Genomic DNA, 18,504 nt, shown 5'->3' with positions numbered 1-18,504 from the left:
CCGCAATGCAACGGTACATTGTCACAATGCAGGAGGGACGTATATGCCGCTACACCACGCCGTGCTCGCGCTCCTGACGCAGCGACCGAGCCACGGCTACGAGCTCAAGGCCCAGTTCGAGGAGACCATCGGGCCGCAGTGGGGTGGCCTCAACATCGGCCACCTCTACCAGATCCTCGAACGGCTCGTCCGGGACGGCTACGTCACGCGCTCACAAGTCGCGCAGCCCGACCGGCCCGACAAGAACCTGTACACGCTGACTCCCGCCGGGAACGCCGAAGTACGCTCCTGGGCGACCACCGCCTCGGTACGCACCGGCGGCTTCCGTGACGAGGTGTTCCTGAAACTCCTCGGAGCCGTCGCCCTGGGCAGCGAAGCGCTGAGCAGTCTGATCGAGACCCAGCGGCAGACGTACTTGTCGGAGCTCGCGGGCCTCGCACAGCAGCGCAGGGCGCACGCCGACGAGCCGCTGGTCGCCCTGCTCGTCGACGCCGCCATCGCGCACACGAAGGCCGACCTCGGGCTGCTCGACAGCGCCGAGCGGCACCTGAGCCCACTCGCGGCGGCGCAGGGCCATCAGACACCGCAGCGACCGCCGGCGCCGGACCACAACCGGGAGGACATCGTCGGAGCCGGCGGTGACCACGACCGGGAGAGGGGGCCTTGGTCGGATTCCGCGTAGGCGGCGGCCACCAAGTCACCTTCCGCAGGCGCGCGTCACGCGCTGCACGGTTTCGGCGAGACTCGTCTTTCGTCGCGACGGTGGTGGCACACGGAAGGGACCCCGCGGCACCGGAGCGGCCTCACGACGCGCAGCAGCCCCGCGACGCGCAGTGGCCTGCGGGCCACTGCATCGCGCGTCGGTTCAGGCGCGGGCGGCTTTCCTGGCCGAGCGCGCCCCGGGAAGAGATCGCTCACCGTGCCTCGCGCAGCTGAAGAAGATACGCCGCGGTCAGCGCGACGGCCCGGTCCTCGTCGTGCGACAACTCCACGAGGGCACGTGACGCCGTGGTCCCCGGAATGTCCGCCAGCGCCTGGGTCAGCCGTCCCCGTGCAGGCGCCTCGGTGGTGTCGTCGGCGAGGCGGTCGACGAGCCCGGTCGCGATCTGATCCGCTGTCACGGTGTCGCTCGCCAGCGCGCTCAGCGCATCGGCCGCATCGGTGTCGTTCCTGCCCTCCACGATCATGCCGATGAGCGTCGGGACCACATCGGCCACGCCCCGCGTCCCGAGCGCCAGAGCCGCACAACCGCGGACCGCGGCGTCGGGGTTCGCGAGGGCGTCGCGCAGCCGCGCGGTGGCCTCGTCACCGGGCATCTCGGCGAGGGATCGAACGGCACGTTCCCGCACCGCGGCCACCGGTGAGCTCAGGCCCTCCGCGAGGAGTTCCGTCCCGCCCTCACCCGATCGCGCCAGCGCCCACCGGAGGGCTCCGGCGACGTTCGGTTCCGTCTCGCTCAGCGCCGCTTCGACCAGCGCCTCCACCGGCACCGGAACCTCGTCGACCGAGGAAAGGGCCGCACGCTGGCGCGCGTCGGGGCTCTTCGACTCAAGTGCCTGGAGGAGCGCCACGACTTGGAGGACGTCCTCCCAGCCGGCGGGTCCCGCGGCGTCGATCCGGCGAAGTCGCGTGAGCAGTTCGGTCTCGGCCGCGAGGCGTTCGCGCGTCCGACGGATGAGATCGTCGACGAGCGCCGAGGGCGCGAAGCCGGGATCGTCGAGCGCACGCCCGATGTCACGCAGCGACAGCCCCAGCGACCGCAGGCTCTCGATGTGGAAGATCCGCCGAATGTCCTCCCCGGAGTACTCCCGATAGCCGGAGCCCGTACGACCAGAAGGCCGCACCAGGCCGAGCGACTCGTAATGCCGGAGCATCCGGGCACTGACCCCGGACCGCCGCGCCACCTCACCGATCAACACTTCCCCTCATCCCTGCTGGTCGGAACCGCCGAGGGCCAGGATGCGCTTCGCCTCCTCGATCGCGAACTCGAATCCGGCATCCGGGTCGCGCAGCAGGCGTTCCGTGGCGAGCCCGTGCGCACGCACGCCCGGGTCACGGTCCTTCGTCGCAGAACGCAGAGCGGGCAGAACGACGTCACCCAGCGCGACCAGCGCCCGGCTGAGGCTCAGCTGCGTCTCCCGCTCACCGCGCCCGAGCTGTGTCGCCAGCACCGCGGCCAAGGCGGACTCCTCGCCTGGCGGCACGAGTACGACTGCGGCCCTCCAGGCGCTCCGCGCCACCTCGTCGTCGGCGTCGGACAGGAGCGCCGTCGTGATCGACGGCCACGCCTGCCGGTCCCCGATCTTGGACAGCGTGTGCAGCGCCTGGCTCCGTGCCTGCGCACGCTCCGAGCGGACTTCGCGCAGCAGCCCGGGAAGCGTGAAGGACACCGGGTGCCGGGTGAGAGCCCAGGTCAGCATGTCGCGGACGAAGAACTCCGGCTCGATCGCGCATCGCTCGATGAGCTTGCCGACGAAGCGCGGGTCGGGCGTCGTACCGGCCTCCAGAGCCGCTCGCAGTCGTACGGACGACCGGCCGTCCTCCAGCGCCTGGAGCGCTCGTCCCGCATCCGTGTCCTGTCTCGTCATGGCCATCGGGACCACCTCCTTGGCGAGCAGTGAAGGCCTTGTCACCGTGTCAAGGTCAAACGGGACCCCCTCGCTTCACGATCACCAGGCACCTGTGCTGTGCACCGGGCGTCTTCTTTCGGCACTGCGCATCGCGAAGATGCCGGTCACGAGGCCGGCGCGCGGCGCGCCGCCCGAACGGAAGGTTCAGGCGGCGCGGTAGAGCGCGACCGGATCGGCGGGTGCCGCGTCGCGCGCCACGGTCGCATGCACGAGACGCGCGGTGCGGTCGCCGGCTGCGACGTGCGAGCGGTTCCGTGCGAAGACGACGAGGCGCAGCACCGCGAACCGAGCGACACCGGCGAGCGCGGATGCCGACAGGTAGACGACCTGCTCAAGCATCGCGCCCGGTTCCACCACGAGTTGCTGCAGGACGAACATCGCCACACAGGTCACCACGTACGCGGCCGCCGCGGACCCGGCGGACTGCGCATGCTGACGCCAGGTGGCGCGTACGCCCGCACCGAAGGTGAAGCGGGCATGCAGCTCAGTGGCGAGGAGCGTGGAAACCACGGTGATCAGGGCATTGGCAAGGCCCCAGGGAATCCAGGACGCGAGGGCCGCCACAGCGAAGCTGGAGGCGACACCCACTCCGCCGCCGCAGACCACGAAGCGGGCGAAGGCGGTGACGTTGCCGGGTTCTCCCGGCTGCCGTCTCTGCGCTGTGTCCATGGTCCGCCCCCTTTGATCGCCCACCCCGCGAAACGCGCGGTCGGCGGCCTGCGAGGCCTCCGAGCGTGCGTTTCTGACGAAGGAAACGCTACGTTGCATTCATATCTTCAGCAATCTATTTATTGCCCAGGATCAACATATCTGCAGGTAGAAGAGGAATAATCATTGCGATGACTTGACTTTAATGCAACGAATAGACCTTGATTCCATTGCAATGGATTGACGGTGAACGCTATGCCGGAGGTGCCGCCCGGCCCGCGAGCACACGCCGACCCCGGAAGCCGCGACCGAGGCGGGCCCACCGCAGTGCCGAATCCTCGCCCATATGGCGAGCCCGGCCGCAGATGCCTTGAGCGGCCGTGCCGCCTCGCAGCACGTGCGGACCTCCCCCACCGCCTACGGGATGCACCAACGCTCAGCTACGGGGCCAGTCCTGACGGAGCGTCACCTCACGTGCGACGCGACGCCACTGAGCCTGCCCGCCGGGCAGAGGCCAGGCCCACGTGAGCTGCGCCGCCGTGTCCAGGCCGTGGAGGCGGCGGGCGAGTTGCGGACCGGCGATGGTGGCGCCGTCCGGGACGGCAGGACCGTGGACGGCACGGAGTGCGGCGAAGCGGGCCAGTTCGCGCTCGTAGGAGCCCACGGCGTCATCGATGCGTACGTCGAGGTCATCACGCGGCACCGATCGGTTCAGGTGCAGCAGCGGGAGCTCGACGGACTCGGCGATCGCCGCGGCGAGCCGTGCATGACCGTCCAGGATCACGTGGCAGTCCAGGCCACTGACCCACCACAACAAGACGGGCGGGAGGGCCCCTTCACGAGCCTGCTTGCGGTACGCCTTGACCCGGCTGTCACCCGGATCGGGTACCGGCCGCAACGGAAGAACCTCCCACGAGCCCGAGTGGACGAACCAGTCGATGTATCACATCCATGCGCCGTCATCCCGTATGACACCACTGCGCTACATATCGAGAGCGTAGACGGCTCATACGGGGGCGGCGCGGCGGACCGGGGCCGCGATGACGGAAGGGACGGGGGTGACAGGGGCGTGGCGCGGCCGGTTTCGATCCTGTGCAGGGCCTCCCAGGAGGCTCCGCCGCAGCCGCCACATCCGCTACGCCTCTATCGCCACCTCCAACATGCTTCGGCTACGGCACGCCCGACGCAGCAGCACGCCGAACCGCTCGCCGCACGCCGGCTCCCGCGCCCACGGTGTCACGAGGAGTCCGGCCCGACCGTGATACTAATACCGGTATAAGAATTGGGTCGACGTGCTTCGAGGAGTCAAAGACATGGTGGAGATCAAGACCGATGCCGCATTGGAGGCGATGCGGGAAGCCGGGCGTGTGGTGGCCCACGCCCTGGCCGCGGTGCGCGACGCGGCCGGCGTGGGGGTGTCCCTACGAGAGCTGGACGAGGCGGCCCGGTCAGTTCTGGACGAGGCCGGGGCCGGCTCGCCCTTTCTCGGATACCGGCCGTCCTTCGCCCCGGTCGCTTTCCCGGCCGTGATCTGCACGTCCGTCAATGACGCCGTCTCGCACGGCATCCCCACCGGCTACCGGCTGCGCGACGGCGACCTGGTGAGCATCGACTGCGGTGCGCAGCTCGACGGCTGGGCGGGCGACGCGGCCATCACCTTCACCGTCGGAACGCCACGCCCCGGCGACCTGGAACTGATCGACGCCACGCAGCAAGCCCTCGACGCCGGCATCGCCGCCGCTCAGGCCGGCAGTCGCATCGGCGACATCTCCCACGCCGTCGACACCGTCGCCCGCAAGGCGGGCTGCGGCATGCCCGCCGACTTCGGCGGCCACGGCATCGGGCGCCGCATGCACGAAGACCCTCATGTCCCCAACCGTGGCCGCCCCGCCCGTGGTTTCCCCCTCCGTCACGGCCTGGTCCTCGCCATCGAGCCCATGTTCATGGCCGGTGGACGGAACACCTACCGCACCGATGCCGATGGCTGGACCCTGCGCACGACCGACGGCAGCAGGGCCGCCCACTTCGAACACACCGTTGCCATCACCGACCAGGGCCCTCGCATCCTGACCCTGCCCTGACGTTCCTCCGGACACCGCCGGCTCCGGGACCGGACCATTCGATGCTCGACCACATGTGTCATCCGCTGCGCGCCCGTCACACGGAGGTCCCAGCTCGGTGTGCAGCCGGGCCGCCAACACCCCCTGACTCCTGAACGACGCGCAGGCACACGGGACTTGTGTCAGCGACCCGAAGACTGCTGTGGTCTCGGCGGCGCCCGCTACAACAACTGGCCGAGGTGGACACACCCTTGGTGCGATACGACCTTGCCTGGCGAGTGTCCTGCGCCCTACGGCCGACTCGACCCGGATACGACAACCGCTCTGCGCCCGGTGTTGCGATCCCTGCGCGTCGGGTGGTCCGCCGGCCGGGCCTGGGGTGAGTGTCAGATCCATCATGCCTGTTCGGCGGGTGTTTCGGTAGGACGGAGAGCACGTCCGTTCGGGCTTGTCGCGGATGACGGTCCGCCCGCAAACTCGTCGTCATCCACATTCCGGCGTCCGTGCCGGCATCCGTCCTCGGCTGCCGGTGCGTTCGCTGTGCTGTCTCGTCGTGCGACGGGCACGTCGGGAGCATGGGAACTGAGGGGGATCGTTGGATCAGGACATGGTCGTGCTGGCGAGGGTCAAGCTGCTCAGCGCCAACCGACGGGTGGTACGCGGCACGGAGGGGCTGTGGGCGTACCGCCTTCTCACACAGGTCGAGCCGGAGGTGTACGGGTCGAAGTTGGCGTACGTCCTGGTGGAGGCCAGCACCTCGCCCCTGGTGCGGGACCTGCCGGAGCAACGGCTGGCTCTGCTGGATGAGGCGGTGAAGGTGGCGACGGCCCTCAGCGCGGCGAACCCCTACCGGGCGAAGATGCTGACGCGGGCACTGGCTGCCCGGCAGCGGGAGCTGGAGAACCGTCCGGCGACGTAACGAGGCGACAAGGGCTCGTGGTTGGCCCGGGTTCTTCCCATGTCTGGTCCAGCGAGAGCTGGGCCAGACGTGTTCCCGCCTCACTCTGCCTCGCAGCGGTCCACTGGCGGCGCTCGCCGCACACCGCACACCGCTGATCCACCGGGCCGGTCAAACCCCGTTGCGTCCAGGCCAGTTGAGCGGTTCGGCGGAGGGTCCTTCCTTGTCGCCGCCGCAGCGCTCATCACCGCTTCCGCCGGTGAGCGGTGAACTTTGAACTCACTGATGACAAAGTCTGGACGCGCTCCGCAAAAGACCCCTACCGTATCGACACAACCGCACCAGTACCGCCCTCTCTTCGCGCCGCCCGCGCAGAGGGAAAGCTCGACCGGAGTGCGATCCGACGGCCTCCGGTCCGACTGGAGGTCCGATGCATCGACGGTTGTTCTCACGTGCCCGAAGACGGCTCACTCCGCTGCTTCTGGGCAGCTTCCTTGTCGGAGGTGTGTGGGCAGCGCCTACGACCGCGGCCGCCGGCGCCGACATCCCGCCCCAGGAACCGGGAGTGACCCTGCGGGTCTTCGACACCCAGGTTCCGCTCAGCAAGTTGTGCACCCTCAAGCCGGGCCAGACACCCAACGTCGACAAGCTGATGCCGACCGTGGACTGGTCGACGACCGGTGACTTCGGCGGCTTTGCCGACAACTTCATGGCCGAGGCCTCCGGCTACCTCGTCGTGCCCAGCGACGGAACGTACGACTTCCGCCTCACCAGCGATGACGGCTCACGGCTGACCGTCGACGACCGGACGGTCATCGAGCACGACGGACTCCACGCGGCCGAACCCAAGGACGGATCCGTCCAACTGGGCGCCGGATCACACCCGTTCCGCATCGACTACTTCGAAGCCGGCGGAGAGCAACGCCTTGCGCTCGCTTGGAAGCCGCCGGGCGCGAACGACTTCACCACCGTGCCGAGTGAGGCGCTGAGCACCGACAGCGGAGTCGTCCGGGTCACCGCACCGGGCCGCAAGGAGTGCGAATCGGGGGCCGACAGCCCCGGCGACGGCCTGCCCCTGACCGAGGTACGACCCGACCTCGACCTCACCGACCTGCGTCCGGACGGCTTCGACCCTCAAGTCACCGGCATGGACTGGCTGCCCGACGGCCGCCTGGCGATCTCCACCTGGGGTGGTTCCCAGACCACGGCGGGCGAGGTGTACCTCCTGGACCACGTCACCGGAAAGACGAGTCGCGACAAGGTGACCGTGCAGAAGGTGGCGAGCGGACTGCGCGAACCGATGGGCATCAAGTACGTCGACGGTTCGCTGTACGTGTCGCAGAAGCATGAGCTGACCCAACTGGTCGACAACAATGGAGACTTCGTCGCGGACGACCGCCGCACGATCGCCACATGGCCCTACGGCGGCAACTTCCACGAGTTCGCCTTCGGCCTGCTCTACCGTGACGGCTACTTCTACGTGAACCTCTCCGTCGCCATCAACTACGGCGGGGCGACCACGACTCCGCAGCCGGCTCCCGGTCGCGGCACCACGTACAAGATCAACAGGAAGACAGGGGACATCCACCCGGTCGCAGGTGGCCTGCGCACCCCGAACGGCATCGGCTGGGGTCCCGGCGGCGACATCTTCACCACCGACAACCAAGGCGGCTGGCTCCCCGCGTCGAAGCTCGTCCACATCAAGCAGGACCGCTTCTTCAACCACTACACCGAGCCCCAGGGCCCCTTCGACGACCGCTCCGTCACCCAACCGGTGCTGTGGCTGCCGCAGAACGAGATCGCCAACTCCCCCAGCACACCGCTCTACCTGACCAAGGGCCGGTACGCCGGGCAAATGCTCTTCGGTGACGTCACCTACGGCGGGCTCCAGCGCGCGTACCTGGAAAAGGTGAAGGGCCAGTACCAGGGCGCCGTGTTCCGCTACACGCAAGGACTCGAAGCCGGCGTCAACCGCATCACCTTGGGCCCCGACGGCGCCATCTACGCGGGCGGGCTCGGTGCCGACGGCAACTGGGGCCAGGAAGGGAAACTGAAGTTCGGGCTGCAGAAACTGACGCCCAACGGCGGCAACACGTTCGACATCAAGGAAATGCGCGCCGTGGACGGCGGCTTCGACCTGGAGTACACCCAACCGCTGTCACAGGCCACCGCGGAGAAGCTGGCCTCCCACTACCAGGCCGAGCAGTGGCGCTACACCCCCACGTCCGACTACGGAGGGCCGAAGATCGCGGAGGAGCGGCTCGACGTCCGCTCGGCAACGCTCGCCGGCGACGGACGCACGGTCCATCTGCGGGTCGACGGACTCAAGCCCGGCCGCGTCGTGCACGTCCGCTCCCCACGCCCGTTCGCATCCGCTTCCGGTGAGGCACTGTGGAGTACGGAGGCCTGGTACACCCTCAATGCCCTGCCGGGAAAGCAACCGCCGCCCGCCACGCTGTATGAAGCCGAGGAGGCGCGGCTGACCGGGACGGCGGGCATCAACACCGACCACACCGGCTACTCGGGCAGCGGCTTCGTCGACCGCTACAACACCGAGGGCAAGGGTGCCACGACCTTCGACGTCACCGTGCCGGAGGCCGGCGAGTACGACGTGAACCTGCGCTACTCCAACGGGCCCAACCCCTATCAGGGCACCAAGTCACTCTCGTTGTACGCCAACGGGCAGAAGCTGAGGCAGACGAAGCTCGCCTCGACCGGCACCTGGGACGCCTGGTCGACGCAGACCGAGCGGGTCATGCTCCGCAAGGGGAAGAACACCATCGCGTACCGCTTCGACTCCGGCGACGACGGCCACGTGAACCTGGACCTGATCACCGTGCGCCCGCACGGCACCCGGATCACCCTCTTCGACGGCACCAGCGGCTCGCAGGGTCAGTGGCAGCACACGAACGGGCGAGCCGTGCAATGGCCGCTGACCGACGAGCAATCCATGGAGGTGTGCTGCGGCGACATCCGCACCAAGGACGCCTACCAGGACTTCAAGCTGCACGTGGAGTTCCGCGTCCCGCTCCTGCCGGACGACGTGACCGGCCAGAACCGAGGCAACAGCGGCGTCTACCTCCAGGACCGCTACGAACTGCAGATCCTCGACTCCTACGGCGACACGACACTCGACACGAACGAAGCCGGAGCGATCTATCTGAAGAAGGCACCGGACGTCAACGCGGCAACGGCCCCGCAAACCTGGCAGACCTACGACATCACTTTCCGCGCAGCACGATTCGACGCCGACGGCACCAAGACCGCTGACGCTCGCGTGACCGTCGTCTGGAACGGCAAGAAGGTCCACGACGACATCACGATCGACGGTCCGACCGGCGGGGGCGCGTCGGAGGGACTGTCAGCCGGAGCCGTCCGCCTCCAGGACCACGGCAACAAGGTGCGCTATCGCAACATCTGGATCGAACCGCTGAGCTGACGTCGACGGAACGACGAGAAGCGACGGACGCGCCTACGACCCTGTAGGCGCGTCCGTCGCACACACAGGCGGCGGGCCGCCCGCGTGCCGGTGCCGGCCTTCCCGCGCACTCCCGACGCAGGGCGTGGGTGCTGCGAGGGCAGCCGGACTCAGGCGAGCAGCGAGCGACCGATGATCTCCTTCATGATCTCGGTGGTCCCTCCGTGGATGGGGCAGCACCTCCTTCTCCAGCGGAGGGCTCCTGCGACGTCAGGAGAGGGCCGAGGCGCCGGGAGCCAGGTGCGCGAACGCGGCGCGCACCACATGGAAGGTGCCGTTCAGATCGATGTCCACGACCACCTTGAAGCCTTTCGACGACCGCCGTTTCCCGCGAAGGCCTGCCGGCTCACCTCGGCAGACGACTTGGCGGTAGCGGATCAGGGGGCACGGAACTCGTGTGCCCGGGCATGGTCCGCAGGCATCCGATGCGCGACCTCGTACCCTGTCCCCCGTGTCCTCCTCCCGCCTGCGTCGCGTCGCCGTTCTTGTTCTCGCGGGTGCGAAGCCGCTTGATGTCGGCATCCCCGCTCAGGTGTTCACGACCCGGGCGAGCATGCCGTACGAGGTGCGGGTGTGCGGTGCGGCACCCGGCCTGGTGACCGGCGGCGACGGCCTGGCCTACCACGTCGCCCACGGTCTCGACGCGCTGGCGTGGGCCGACATCGTCTTCATCCCCGGCTATCGGTTCCCGGACCGCGACGACCCGCCACAGGACGTCGTCGATGCGCTCGTCTCCGCGCACGAGCGAGGAGCACGGCTTGCCGCCATCTCGACCGGCGCCTTCGCGCTCGCAGCGACAGGCCTGCTCGACGGCAAGCGCGCCACGACGCACTGGCACTACACGCACGCGCTCGCCGAGAAGCATCCGCTGATCCGGATCGACGAGAACGTCCTGTTCGTCGACGAGGGCAGTGTGCTGACGTCCGCCGGCGCCGCCTCGGGCATCGACCTGTGTCTGCACATCCTGCGCGGCGACCTCGGGGTGGCCGCCTCGAACCACGCGGCCCGGCGCCTGGTCGCGGCCCCCTACCGCAGCGGCGGCCAAGCTCAGTACGTGCCGCGCAGCGTGCCCGAGCCGCTCGGTGAGCGGTTCGCCGCCACCCGGGAATGGGCTCTGCACCGGCTCGACGAACCACTCAGCCTCGAATCTCTCGCCCAGCACGCGGCGGTCTCACCGCGCACGTTCTCCCGCCGCTTCGCCGAAGACACCGGGTACACGCCGATGCAGTGGGTCATGCGCGCCCGCATCGACCTGGCCCGCGAACTGCTCGAGCGTTCGAAACGCAGCGTCGAGCAGATCGCCAACGACGTCGGTCTGGGCACCGGCGCGAATCTGCGGATGCACTTCCAGCGCATCCTCGGCACCACACCGAGCGAGTACCGGCGCACCTTCACCCGAGGCGAGTAGCCCCGGCGCCTGACGCTTGGCGCGATCCTTTCGAACCATGGCGCTCTCGCCACGGCCACGGACGGATCGCGCACGCGAGGCTGATGGAGAACCGAAGGGACACCACACATGACTCGCATCGCCATCAACGGATTCGGCCGCATCGGACGCAACGTGCTGCGCGCCCTGCTGGAACGCGACAGCGACCTGGAGATCGTCGCCGTCAACGACCTCACCGAGCCCGCCACCCTCGCCCGGCTCCTCGCCTACGACTCCACCGCCGGACGGCTCGGCCGTCCGGTGACCGTCGACGGCGACGCCCTGGTCGTGGACGGTCGGCGCATCACGGTGCTCGCCGAGCGGGATCCGGCCCAGCTGCCGTGGGCCGAGCTCGGCGTCGACATCGTGCTGGAGGCGACCGGCCGCTTCACGTCGGCCAAGGCGGCCCGCGCCCACCTGGACGCGGGAGCGGCCAAGGTGCTCGTCAGTGCCCCGTCGGACGGCGCCGACGTCACGCTCGCGTACGGAGTCAACACGGACGCGTACGACCCGGCCGTGCACACGATCGTCTCGAACGCCTCCTGCACGACCAACGCGCTCGCGCCGCTGGCCGCGGTGCTCGACGACCTCGCGGGCATCGAGCACGGCTTCATGACCACGGTGCACGCCTACACGCAGGAGCAGAACCTGCAGGACGGCCCGCACCGCGACGCCCGCCGCGCCCGCGCCGCCGCCGTCAACATCGTGCCGACCACGACGGGCGCCGCCAAGGCGATCGGCCTCGTGCTGCCTGGCCTGGACGGCAAGCTGTCGGGCGACTCCATCCGTGTGCCGGTGCCGGTCGGCTCGATCGTGGAGCTCAACACCACCGTCGCCCGCGAGGTGACCCGCGACGACGTGCTGGCCGCCTACCGCACCGCCGCGCAGGGCCCGCTGGCCGGCGTCCTCGAGTACTCCGAGGACGCCCTCGTGTCGTCCGACATCGTCGGCAACCCCGCCTCGTCGATCTTCGACGCGGCCCTCACCCGAGTCGACGGCCGACACGTCAAGGTCGTCGCCTGGTACGACAACGAGTGGGGCTTCTCCAACCGCGTCATCGACTCACTGGAACTCCTCGCCACACGCTGAACGGTCCCCGAAAGCCTGAGCTGAACACGTGGGGCGTCCCCGCTCGAGGAGGCCTGGCCCGCTCCTTGTCCGGCGGTCCGCCACGGCCGGCGCCGACCGTGGCGAGCGATGGCACCCCAGCTGGACATCGCTGCCGGGCGCACCCCGGCCCACACCTTTCAGGCGTCGGCCCGGCGCAGCCGCTCGGCTGCTTCCTCGGCCAGCCGAGCGGCTGCACCGCCGTCCGGCTGGGCGATCGAGGCCTTCTTGGCGTTGAAGGCCAGCACCCACAGCCCCGCGGCCCAGGCCACCTCGGACTCCTCACGCGTCCAGTGCCGGCCGCGGGCCCGGGCGTATCCGGCCAGGAACCGCTCGGTCTCGGCGACGGTCGCGGGCCGGTCTTCGGGCCCGCCCGCGGGGAAGACCGCGGCTGCCAGCCCGGCCAGGGCCGCCTCGGGCCGTGCGACCGCGCTGTCCCAGTCGTGGACCACGTGCACTGTGTCGCCGTTCCAGCGGATGTTCTGGGACTCGAAGTCGCCGTGGCCGACCACCTCGGGCAGGGCGGCACGCCGCAGCCGATTGCGCACACGGCGCGCCGTCTCGTCCAGCCGGCCGGGTCCGGGGCGGTCGTTGAGGTCCACGTCCATGTCGTCCGGCCACGGCCAGGGGCGTGGATCGGCATGGTCCCAACCGTTCCACGGTGGCGAGGGGGCCAGCGACGGTACGTCCGCGGCTGACGGCGCCGCCGTCACCAGCCGGGCCAGCGCCGCCGCGAACAGTTCGGGCGCGTCCGGACGCGGCGGCAGCACGGTGCCGTCCGGGACCAGTGCCTCGGCCGTGACGACCAGGCCCCTCAACGGCCCCCGGCCGTCAAGAGGCTCCGGCCCGACCAGCGGCTCCGGGCACGGGAAGCCGGCCTGGTGCATGCGGCGTTGCACCTCCAGGCACCCGGCCAGTCGGTGCTCGAACGGCCTTGCCTTGACGACGACTTCGCGGCCGTCCGCCAGTCGCAGTCCCACGACCGTGGACAGGTGGGCGCGTTCGAAGAGCGTCTCGACGGGCGCCGAGCCCAGCCACTTGCCACACCACGTGGACCATTCCCCCACCACAGGATCTCCCTGTCCTCTCGGCATCACCGCGCCCCGGGCGAGGAGCGGTTGGCCGATCAGCGTTGCGCATGGTCTCGATCTTCGCGACTTGGAAGGGCGACCGCACAGGTGCGCGGCGCGGGTGCGCCACGCCGGCTCCAACCAGGGAGTCCGTGTCTCCCTATTGCGGTCGCATGAGGTCCAGGTCCTCGCCCCATGCGTCCAGTACCTCACCATGTCCGGCCTCTCGGACCGCCACTTCGACAAGGGTGAACAGGGACCGCTGCATGGATACGTCGCCTGTTGCCGAGATGCGGTCCAGGGCGCGGAGCAACACGTCGGTGTCCCAGCCCGGAAGCGGGTGTCGGGCGAGCTCCCACTCCAGGTATTTGTTGTAGGGGCGGGGGCGACGGTCGAGGGCGAAGAGCAGTTCGAGCAGGAACCGAATGCTGTCGGCGGCGTCGAGGCGCGCGGCGAGAGCCTGTCCGTCCCGGTGGTTCTTGACTGAGCGGTAGAGCGAGTTGGCGTAGGCGTCGAGGCGGTCACGGGCGTCCTTGAACGCCTCGTCGGCACCCAGACGTGCCTTGTCGGCAAGGATCCGGGCGATGCCACCGTCGAGCCGGTCGAGCACGATCCGGGCATGGGCGAGGGCGTAGCGCTCGAAGCCTGGCATCCCGGCCGCACGGAACTCGGTGAGAGAGACGACGACGAGATCCAGCTCGGCGGTGCGGTGGCCCGCGAATCGGGCGAGGTCGGTCGGCGCGTCGTCGGCGACGACTACGTACAGATCGTGGTCGGAGTGTCGGGTGATCATGCCGTCGTGGGCTCGGGATCCTTTGAGGACGAGCCCGACGACGGATGAATCAGCGGTGGCGAGTTCGACGAGCGCGTCGTAGGTGGGAGGCTGCTGAGCAGTCATGGTGTGGTTCTCCGCTGCGGTGACGACCGGGATGCCTGTTGGGGCGGCCCCTTGCGTGAGAGGCGCCCTGCACTGTCTGCGGCTGCGTACGACGGCCGCCCGGAAGATCAACGCACATGGGGACTCTACTGCCCGGCCGGCCGGTGCGGCAGGGCATTCGGGCAGACGTCAGCGTGCCGACGCCCCGTTGGCCACAGCCACTCGCCGAGCGCTGCGACCGGCACAACCGCCTGACAGCGGACGGTGAGCACGTCGTATCTGGTGGCGACGGCCACGCTCCGACCACTGCCCTTCGTGGGCCTGCTGGGCTCAGACCGGCCTCCTCGTCCGTCCGTTTCGCGGCACCGGACTTCGTCAAGAGAACGTCGCCGGGCTCACGGGACGGGACTTCGTCATCACGGCGTCGCCGGGCTCTCCTCCTTGAGCCAGTCGGCGAATGTCTGGGTGCCGCGGGGCCCGGGGCCGGTCGGCAGCAGGCCTCCCTTTCTCATCGCGCCGGGGAGGTACAGGGGCACCACCGGGCGTCGGCGCGCGCCGCCCGCGGCGATGAGGCGCCGGGCCAGGTCGACCAGCGACTCGACCTGCGGACCCGCGAGCTCAGGGGCCATCCCCCTCGGCGATCCGAGGGCAAGATCGACGAGGGCTTCGGCCACCTCCCGGACGGCGATGGGCTGGACCACTGCCGTCGGCACGAGCGCGATCGGCCCGGGGACACCACTCAGCGCCTGCCCCACGAACTCGTAGAACTGCGTCGCCCGCAAGATGGTCCACGGCACCACCCCACCCTGGATGATCTCCTCCTGCCGCAACTTGCCCGTGTAGTACGGGTGCCCGACCCGGTCGACCCCGACGATCGACGGCGTCACGAGGTGCCGAACCCCGGCGCGTTCGGCCGCCCCGAGGAGATTCCGTCCCGCCTTGTCGAAGAAGCCGACGGCCACCGACTTGCGATTCGTGGTCACATTGCTGACGTCGATCACCGCCTCGACCCCGGTCAGCGCGGCATACAGCCCCGACCCGCTCACCAGATCCACACCGTGTCCGCGCGACAGCACTACGGGTACATGTCCGCGAGCCCGCAGTTCCTCCACCACCGCTCGTCCGGCCACCCCTGTACCACCGGCAACTGCGATTTTCATGGTCACTCCTGTCCGCTCACGCCGCGCGAGGGGAAGGGCGACAGACCGAACCCATCGCGACGACTCCCCTCAAGGTCTCGATCACGACGGTATCATTCGATACTAATCGCTCTGTCGGCGCCTGCACCCGTCCTGCCGCCTGCCCGAGCCCCTCCGTGAGGTCGCGAGTCCCCTGGCGGGGGTGGGTCTGAAGGGGAGAAGGAGGGCGCCTCGGACACGGGGGGGTGATCCAGGGGCGGGACGGGATGCCGTCGGCTGCCCGCTATGCCGGCAGTTCCACGCTGATGTGAGGGGCCAGCGCCTTGAGGAAGTCGACGGCGTCGAAGATCTCGCCCGCGGACGCGACCCCGACTGCCCGGGTCCGGCCGCTGAGGACTCGGTCGACGGCTTCGCCGACGAGCGGTGCGGTGACCGCATAGATGTCCTGACCCGTGGCCACGGCGCGGCGTTCGACGCCGCCGGCGCGTACGACCGCGTCGACGAGGAACGTCTGCTCGGACCGGCCGCTCGCGTCGACCGGAGTCGGTGCCGGGGTGTCGGGGTTCGACAGGTCACGGGCGGCCTCGGTCGTCATGTAGGTGCACACCTCGGCGATGTCCAAGTGGCTGGGCACGGTGATGACTTCGGCCATCGTGAACTCGCCGATGACCGGACGCGAGCCCATCGGTTCGGGGAAGGGCCACTCCAGGGTGGGCTGGGCGTCGTCGCGGTACTCCAGCCGGCCTTTCGAGTAGCGCACGCGCCGACCGTCGCGCCGCTCATGGGACACGGCGCCCGAGGCACGCGTCCCGGCGGTGGGGTGCCAGCTGTTCAGCCCGAAGGCGACATGCGCCTCGTCGGCCGTGGTCCAGTCCCCCATGGCGGCGGTGACGAGCAGGTCACCGAGACCGCCGTAGAAGGCCATGGCGGGGACGATCACCGCCTGTGCGGCGCGGGCGCGGTCGGCGAAATCGGCGAACGTATCGCGGTTGGCCTCGACCTCGGCGGCGACGTCGATGTACGGGATCGAGGCGCGCAGGGCCGCCTCGATCACCGGGCCGGCGGTCGAGGCGAAGGGGCCGGCGCCGTTGACGACGGCGTCCGTGCCCGCGAGCGCGCGATCGAGCGAGTCCGGGTCGTCGACGGACGCCGGTCGCGCCTCCAGACCGGTCTCCGCGGCGTACTTCTCCAGCTTGGCGGTGTCGCGGCCGGACAGGACCGGGACGAACCCGCGCTCACGCAGCTCCGCCACGACGAACCGCCCGGTGTGCCCGTACGCACCGAACACCGCGACCTTCTGCACCGATCCCATGACCCGTCTCCTCGCTCCCGGACGATCAACTGCACTCATCCTGGCCAGCCGGAAACCCGGAAACCAGTGTCCGGAACGACCTACGCCATACAATTCCGGACATGGCCACTGTCGCGATCGCCGTCACCGACGGAATGCTCCACTTCGAACTGTCCCTCGCCTACGAGGTCTTCGGCCCGCCCGCGGACGCCGTGAAGGTGCCTTGGTACGAGGTCGCCGTGTGCGGGCCCGAGGGCGTACGGATCGGCAACTTCCGCCTCTCACCGGACCACGGGCTGGACCGCCTGCGGCACGCCGACACCGTCATCGTCCCGGGCTGGTCCGACATCGACGTCGACCCGCCCACCGAACTGGTCGACGCCGTACGGGAAGCCCATGAAGCCGGCGCCCGTGTGGCCTCGTTGTGCACGGGCGCGTTCGTACTCGCGGCCGCCGGTCTGCTCGACGGGAAGCGCGCCACGACGCACTGGGCACACACACGGGAACTGGCGGCCCGCTACCCGAAGGTGGACGTCGACCCCGACGTCCTGTACCTGGACAACGGCCGCGTCCTCACCTCGGCGGGCAAGGCAGCCGCCATGGATCTGTGCCTGCACATCGTCCGTCTCGACCACGGCTCGTCCGTGGCCAACGCCGTGGCCCGGCGCCTGGTCGTCCCGCCGCACCGGGACGGCGGCCAGTCCCAGTACGTCACCACCCCGGTGCCCTCTCCCGCGCACCACCCGCTCGCCGAACTCTTCCCCTGGATCCTGGCCCGCCTGGACCAGCCCCTGACCGTCGAGGACCTCGCCCGCCAGGCGCGAATGAGCTCCCGCCATCTGGGCCGCCACTTCAAGTCGGCCACCGGCACCACTCCGCTCCAGTGGCTGCTGACCCAGCGGCTCCGCCGCGCCCAGGAACTGCTGGAGATCAGTGACGACAGCGTCGACACCATCGCGGAAGCCACCGGCATGGGCACCGCCACGACCCTGCGCCGCCACTTCAACCGCACCGTGGGCGTCCCCCCGGACACGTATCGGCGCACCTTCCGCGCATAGGCACGTGCCACTTGAGCCTCTCCGACCGCGCCAGGCCTACACGACGCGCATGCTGTCCGGCCTCGACGGCGCCTCATCGTGCTCACCGCCGGCCTGCTCGCCATCCCGGGCCGTGATGAGTTCGGCGCACTCAGTGGAGGCACAGGCAGAACGGATGACCGGCCGGATCGGCGTAGACCCGCCAGTTCGCCTCCGGGCGGAGCTGGTCCGTCCGCTCGAGCACGGTCGCTCCGAGGGCGAGGGCCCGCTCTTCCTCCCCGTCGAGGTCGTCCACGTCGAAGTCCAGATGGATTTGCTGCGGGTACTGCTGGCCGGGCCATTCGGGCGGCCTGTATCCATCGACCCGCTGGCAGGCCAACGGCGTCCCCTCGAACCCGTGCACCTCGACCCAGTCGGCATCCTTCGGGTCCACAACCACCCGGCCGCCCAGCAGGCTCGCGTAGAACTCCGCGAGCCGTACTGGATCGGCGCAGTCCAGTGCGACCGCCTGCAGCTTACGAATCACTTCCGACACCCCTCGCTCGTCGTGCACAGAAGTCCAGCACACCTGGGACAGCCCGTACATCGACACGCTGAATCACGGTCAGTGCCACGCCGAAGCCCCGAGTCGGAGCGGCCCGCACATCGCCGCGACGGACAGCGCACCGGCCGGCCCCGTCGGCTCGACGGAACCAAGGGCATAAAGCCGGCAACGCGAGGCCCCCACGTCAACCGGGCACGGCCCGGCCGGAGTTCGAAGCTCTTCCCCATTGCCAAGATCAGCGCCACCCGGCACCCAGGCCGTGTATCGAAAGTGGATCTTGAAGGACGAATGATCTCATC

The 18,504-nt window shown here is 69.6% G+C and carries 16 protein-coding genes; 7 read left to right on the top strand and 9 right to left on the bottom strand.

Features of this window, described 5'->3' with window-relative positions:
• Positions 1-43: 43 nt before the first annotated feature.
• Positions 44-682 carry a PadR family transcriptional regulator gene (locus ABEB03_RS21575; RefSeq protein ID WP_345651626.1) on the top strand — a complete coding sequence of 213 codons (639 nt, stop codon included), beginning with the start codon at positions 44-46 and terminating at the stop codon, positions 680-682.
• Positions 683-914: 232 nt separating this feature from the next.
• On the opposite strand, the gene ABEB03_RS21570 is transcribed toward ABEB03_RS21575, so the two are convergent.
• The 4 genes from ABEB03_RS21570 to ABEB03_RS21555 all read right to left on the bottom strand — a co-directional run bounded on the left by ABEB03_RS21570 (position 915) and on the right by ABEB03_RS21555 (position 4,176).
• A complete protein-coding gene (locus tag ABEB03_RS21570; RefSeq protein WP_345651622.1) occupies positions 915-1,919 on the bottom strand; it encodes a MerR family transcriptional regulator in 1,005 nt (334 codons plus the stop codon).
• 6 nt (positions 1,920-1,925) lie between these two features.
• On the bottom strand, positions 1,926-2,594 hold the full coding sequence (locus ABEB03_RS21565) for a HEAT repeat domain-containing protein (protein ID WP_345651619.1): 669 nt from the start codon (positions 2,592-2,594) through the stop codon (positions 1,926-1,928).
• Between the two features lie 180 nt (positions 2,595-2,774).
• Positions 2,775-3,299, bottom strand: a complete 525-nt coding sequence (locus tag ABEB03_RS21560) for a hypothetical protein (protein WP_345651616.1) — start codon at positions 3,297-3,299, stop codon at positions 2,775-2,777.
• Between the two features lie 415 nt (positions 3,300-3,714).
• A complete protein-coding gene (locus ABEB03_RS21555) occupies positions 3,715-4,176 on the bottom strand; it encodes a hypothetical protein (RefSeq protein WP_345651613.1) in 462 nt (153 codons plus the stop codon).
• 415 nt (positions 4,177-4,591) lie between these two features.
• Between ABEB03_RS21555 and map the strand changes: the two genes are divergently transcribed.
• The 5 genes from map to gap all read left to right on the top strand — a co-directional run bounded on the left by map (position 4,592) and on the right by gap (position 12,229).
• Positions 4,592-5,359 carry a type I methionyl aminopeptidase gene (gene map / locus ABEB03_RS21550; RefSeq protein ID WP_345651610.1) on the top strand — a complete coding sequence of 256 codons (768 nt, stop codon included), beginning with the start codon at positions 4,592-4,594 and terminating at the stop codon, positions 5,357-5,359.
• A 574-nt stretch (positions 5,360-5,933) separates the two neighbouring features.
• Positions 5,934-6,257 (top strand): hypothetical protein, encoded by a 324-nt coding sequence (locus ABEB03_RS21545; RefSeq protein WP_345651607.1) that lies wholly within the window; start codon positions 5,934-5,936, stop codon positions 6,255-6,257.
• 409 nt (positions 6,258-6,666) lie between these two features.
• Positions 6,667-9,675, top strand: coding sequence for a family 16 glycoside hydrolase (locus tag ABEB03_RS21540; RefSeq protein WP_345651604.1), 3,009 nt, complete (start codon positions 6,667-6,669; stop codon positions 9,673-9,675).
• 490 nt (positions 9,676-10,165) lie between these two features.
• Entirely contained in the window at positions 10,166-11,122 is a 957-nt protein-coding gene (locus ABEB03_RS21535) for a GlxA family transcriptional regulator (protein ID WP_345651601.1), read from the top strand.
• A 108-nt stretch (positions 11,123-11,230) separates the two neighbouring features.
• A complete protein-coding gene (gene gap / locus ABEB03_RS21530) occupies positions 11,231-12,229 on the top strand; it encodes a type I glyceraldehyde-3-phosphate dehydrogenase (RefSeq protein WP_345651598.1) in 999 nt (332 codons plus the stop codon).
• Positions 12,230-12,387: 158 nt separating this feature from the next.
• Here the strand turns inward: gap and ABEB03_RS21525 are convergent, their stop codons facing one another.
• The 4 genes from ABEB03_RS21525 to ABEB03_RS21510 all read right to left on the bottom strand — a co-directional run bounded on the left by ABEB03_RS21525 (position 12,388) and on the right by ABEB03_RS21510 (position 16,645).
• A complete protein-coding gene (locus tag ABEB03_RS21525) occupies positions 12,388-13,314 on the bottom strand; it encodes a phosphotransferase (protein ID WP_345651595.1) in 927 nt (308 codons plus the stop codon).
• A gap of 163 nt (positions 13,315-13,477) precedes the next feature.
• Positions 13,478-14,215 carry a hypothetical protein gene (locus ABEB03_RS21520; RefSeq protein WP_345651590.1) on the bottom strand — a complete coding sequence of 246 codons (738 nt, stop codon included), beginning with the start codon at positions 14,213-14,215 and terminating at the stop codon, positions 13,478-13,480.
• Between the two features lie 395 nt (positions 14,216-14,610).
• Positions 14,611-15,354, bottom strand: a complete 744-nt coding sequence (locus tag ABEB03_RS21515; protein WP_345651585.1) for an SDR family oxidoreductase — start codon at positions 15,352-15,354, stop codon at positions 14,611-14,613.
• 262 nt (positions 15,355-15,616) lie between these two features.
• Positions 15,617-16,645, bottom strand: coding sequence for a saccharopine dehydrogenase family protein (locus tag ABEB03_RS21510; protein ID WP_345651582.1), 1,029 nt, complete (start codon positions 16,643-16,645; stop codon positions 15,617-15,619).
• A gap of 101 nt (positions 16,646-16,746) precedes the next feature.
• Between ABEB03_RS21510 and ABEB03_RS21505 the strand changes: the two genes are divergently transcribed.
• Positions 16,747-17,682: a helix-turn-helix domain-containing protein gene (locus tag ABEB03_RS21505; protein ID WP_345651579.1), complete on the top strand. Its 936-nt coding sequence runs from the start codon at positions 16,747-16,749 to the stop codon at positions 17,680-17,682.
• Between the two features lie 130 nt (positions 17,683-17,812).
• On the opposite strand, the gene ABEB03_RS21500 is transcribed toward ABEB03_RS21505, so the two are convergent.
• Entirely contained in the window at positions 17,813-18,187 is a 375-nt protein-coding gene (locus ABEB03_RS21500) for a VOC family protein (RefSeq protein WP_345651576.1), read from the bottom strand.
• Positions 18,188-18,504: the final 317 nt, after the last annotated feature.

Source organism: Streptomyces siamensis, assembly GCF_039543605.1.
Lineage (GTDB): Bacteria > Actinomycetota > Actinomycetes > Streptomycetales > Streptomycetaceae > Streptomyces > Streptomyces siamensis.
The sequence above is the reverse complement of the archived record's forward strand: the minus strand, read 5'-3'. Positions and strand labels throughout refer to the sequence as shown.

Bases quoted from the DNA above. Each gene is read 5' to 3' on its own strand.
- ABEB03_RS21575 (WP_345651626.1), top strand. From the start codon at position 44: ATGCCGCTACACCACGCCGTGCTCGCGCTCCTGACGCAGCGACCGAGC.
- ABEB03_RS21565 (WP_345651619.1), bottom strand. From the start codon at position 2,594: ATGGCCATGACGAGACAGGACACGGATGCGGGACGAGCGCTCCAGGCG.
- ABEB03_RS21560 (WP_345651616.1), bottom strand. From the start codon at position 3,299: ATGGACACAGCGCAGAGACGGCAGCCGGGAGAACCCGGCAACGTCACC.
- map (WP_345651610.1), top strand. From the start codon at position 4,592: ATGGTGGAGATCAAGACCGATGCCGCATTGGAGGCGATGCGGGAAGCC.
- ABEB03_RS21540 (WP_345651604.1), top strand. From the start codon at position 6,667: ATGCATCGACGGTTGTTCTCACGTGCCCGAAGACGGCTCACTCCGCTG.
- gap (WP_345651598.1), top strand. From the start codon at position 11,231: ATGACTCGCATCGCCATCAACGGATTCGGCCGCATCGGACGCAACGTG.
- ABEB03_RS21520 (WP_345651590.1), bottom strand. From the start codon at position 14,215: ATGACTGCTCAGCAGCCTCCCACCTACGACGCGCTCGTCGAACTCGCC.
- ABEB03_RS21515 (WP_345651585.1), bottom strand. From the start codon at position 15,354: ATGAAAATCGCAGTTGCCGGTGGTACAGGGGTGGCCGGACGAGCGGTG.
- ABEB03_RS21510 (WP_345651582.1), bottom strand. From the start codon at position 16,645: ATGGGATCGGTGCAGAAGGTCGCGGTGTTCGGTGCGTACGGGCACACC.
- ABEB03_RS21505 (WP_345651579.1), top strand. From the start codon at position 16,747: ATGGCCACTGTCGCGATCGCCGTCACCGACGGAATGCTCCACTTCGAA.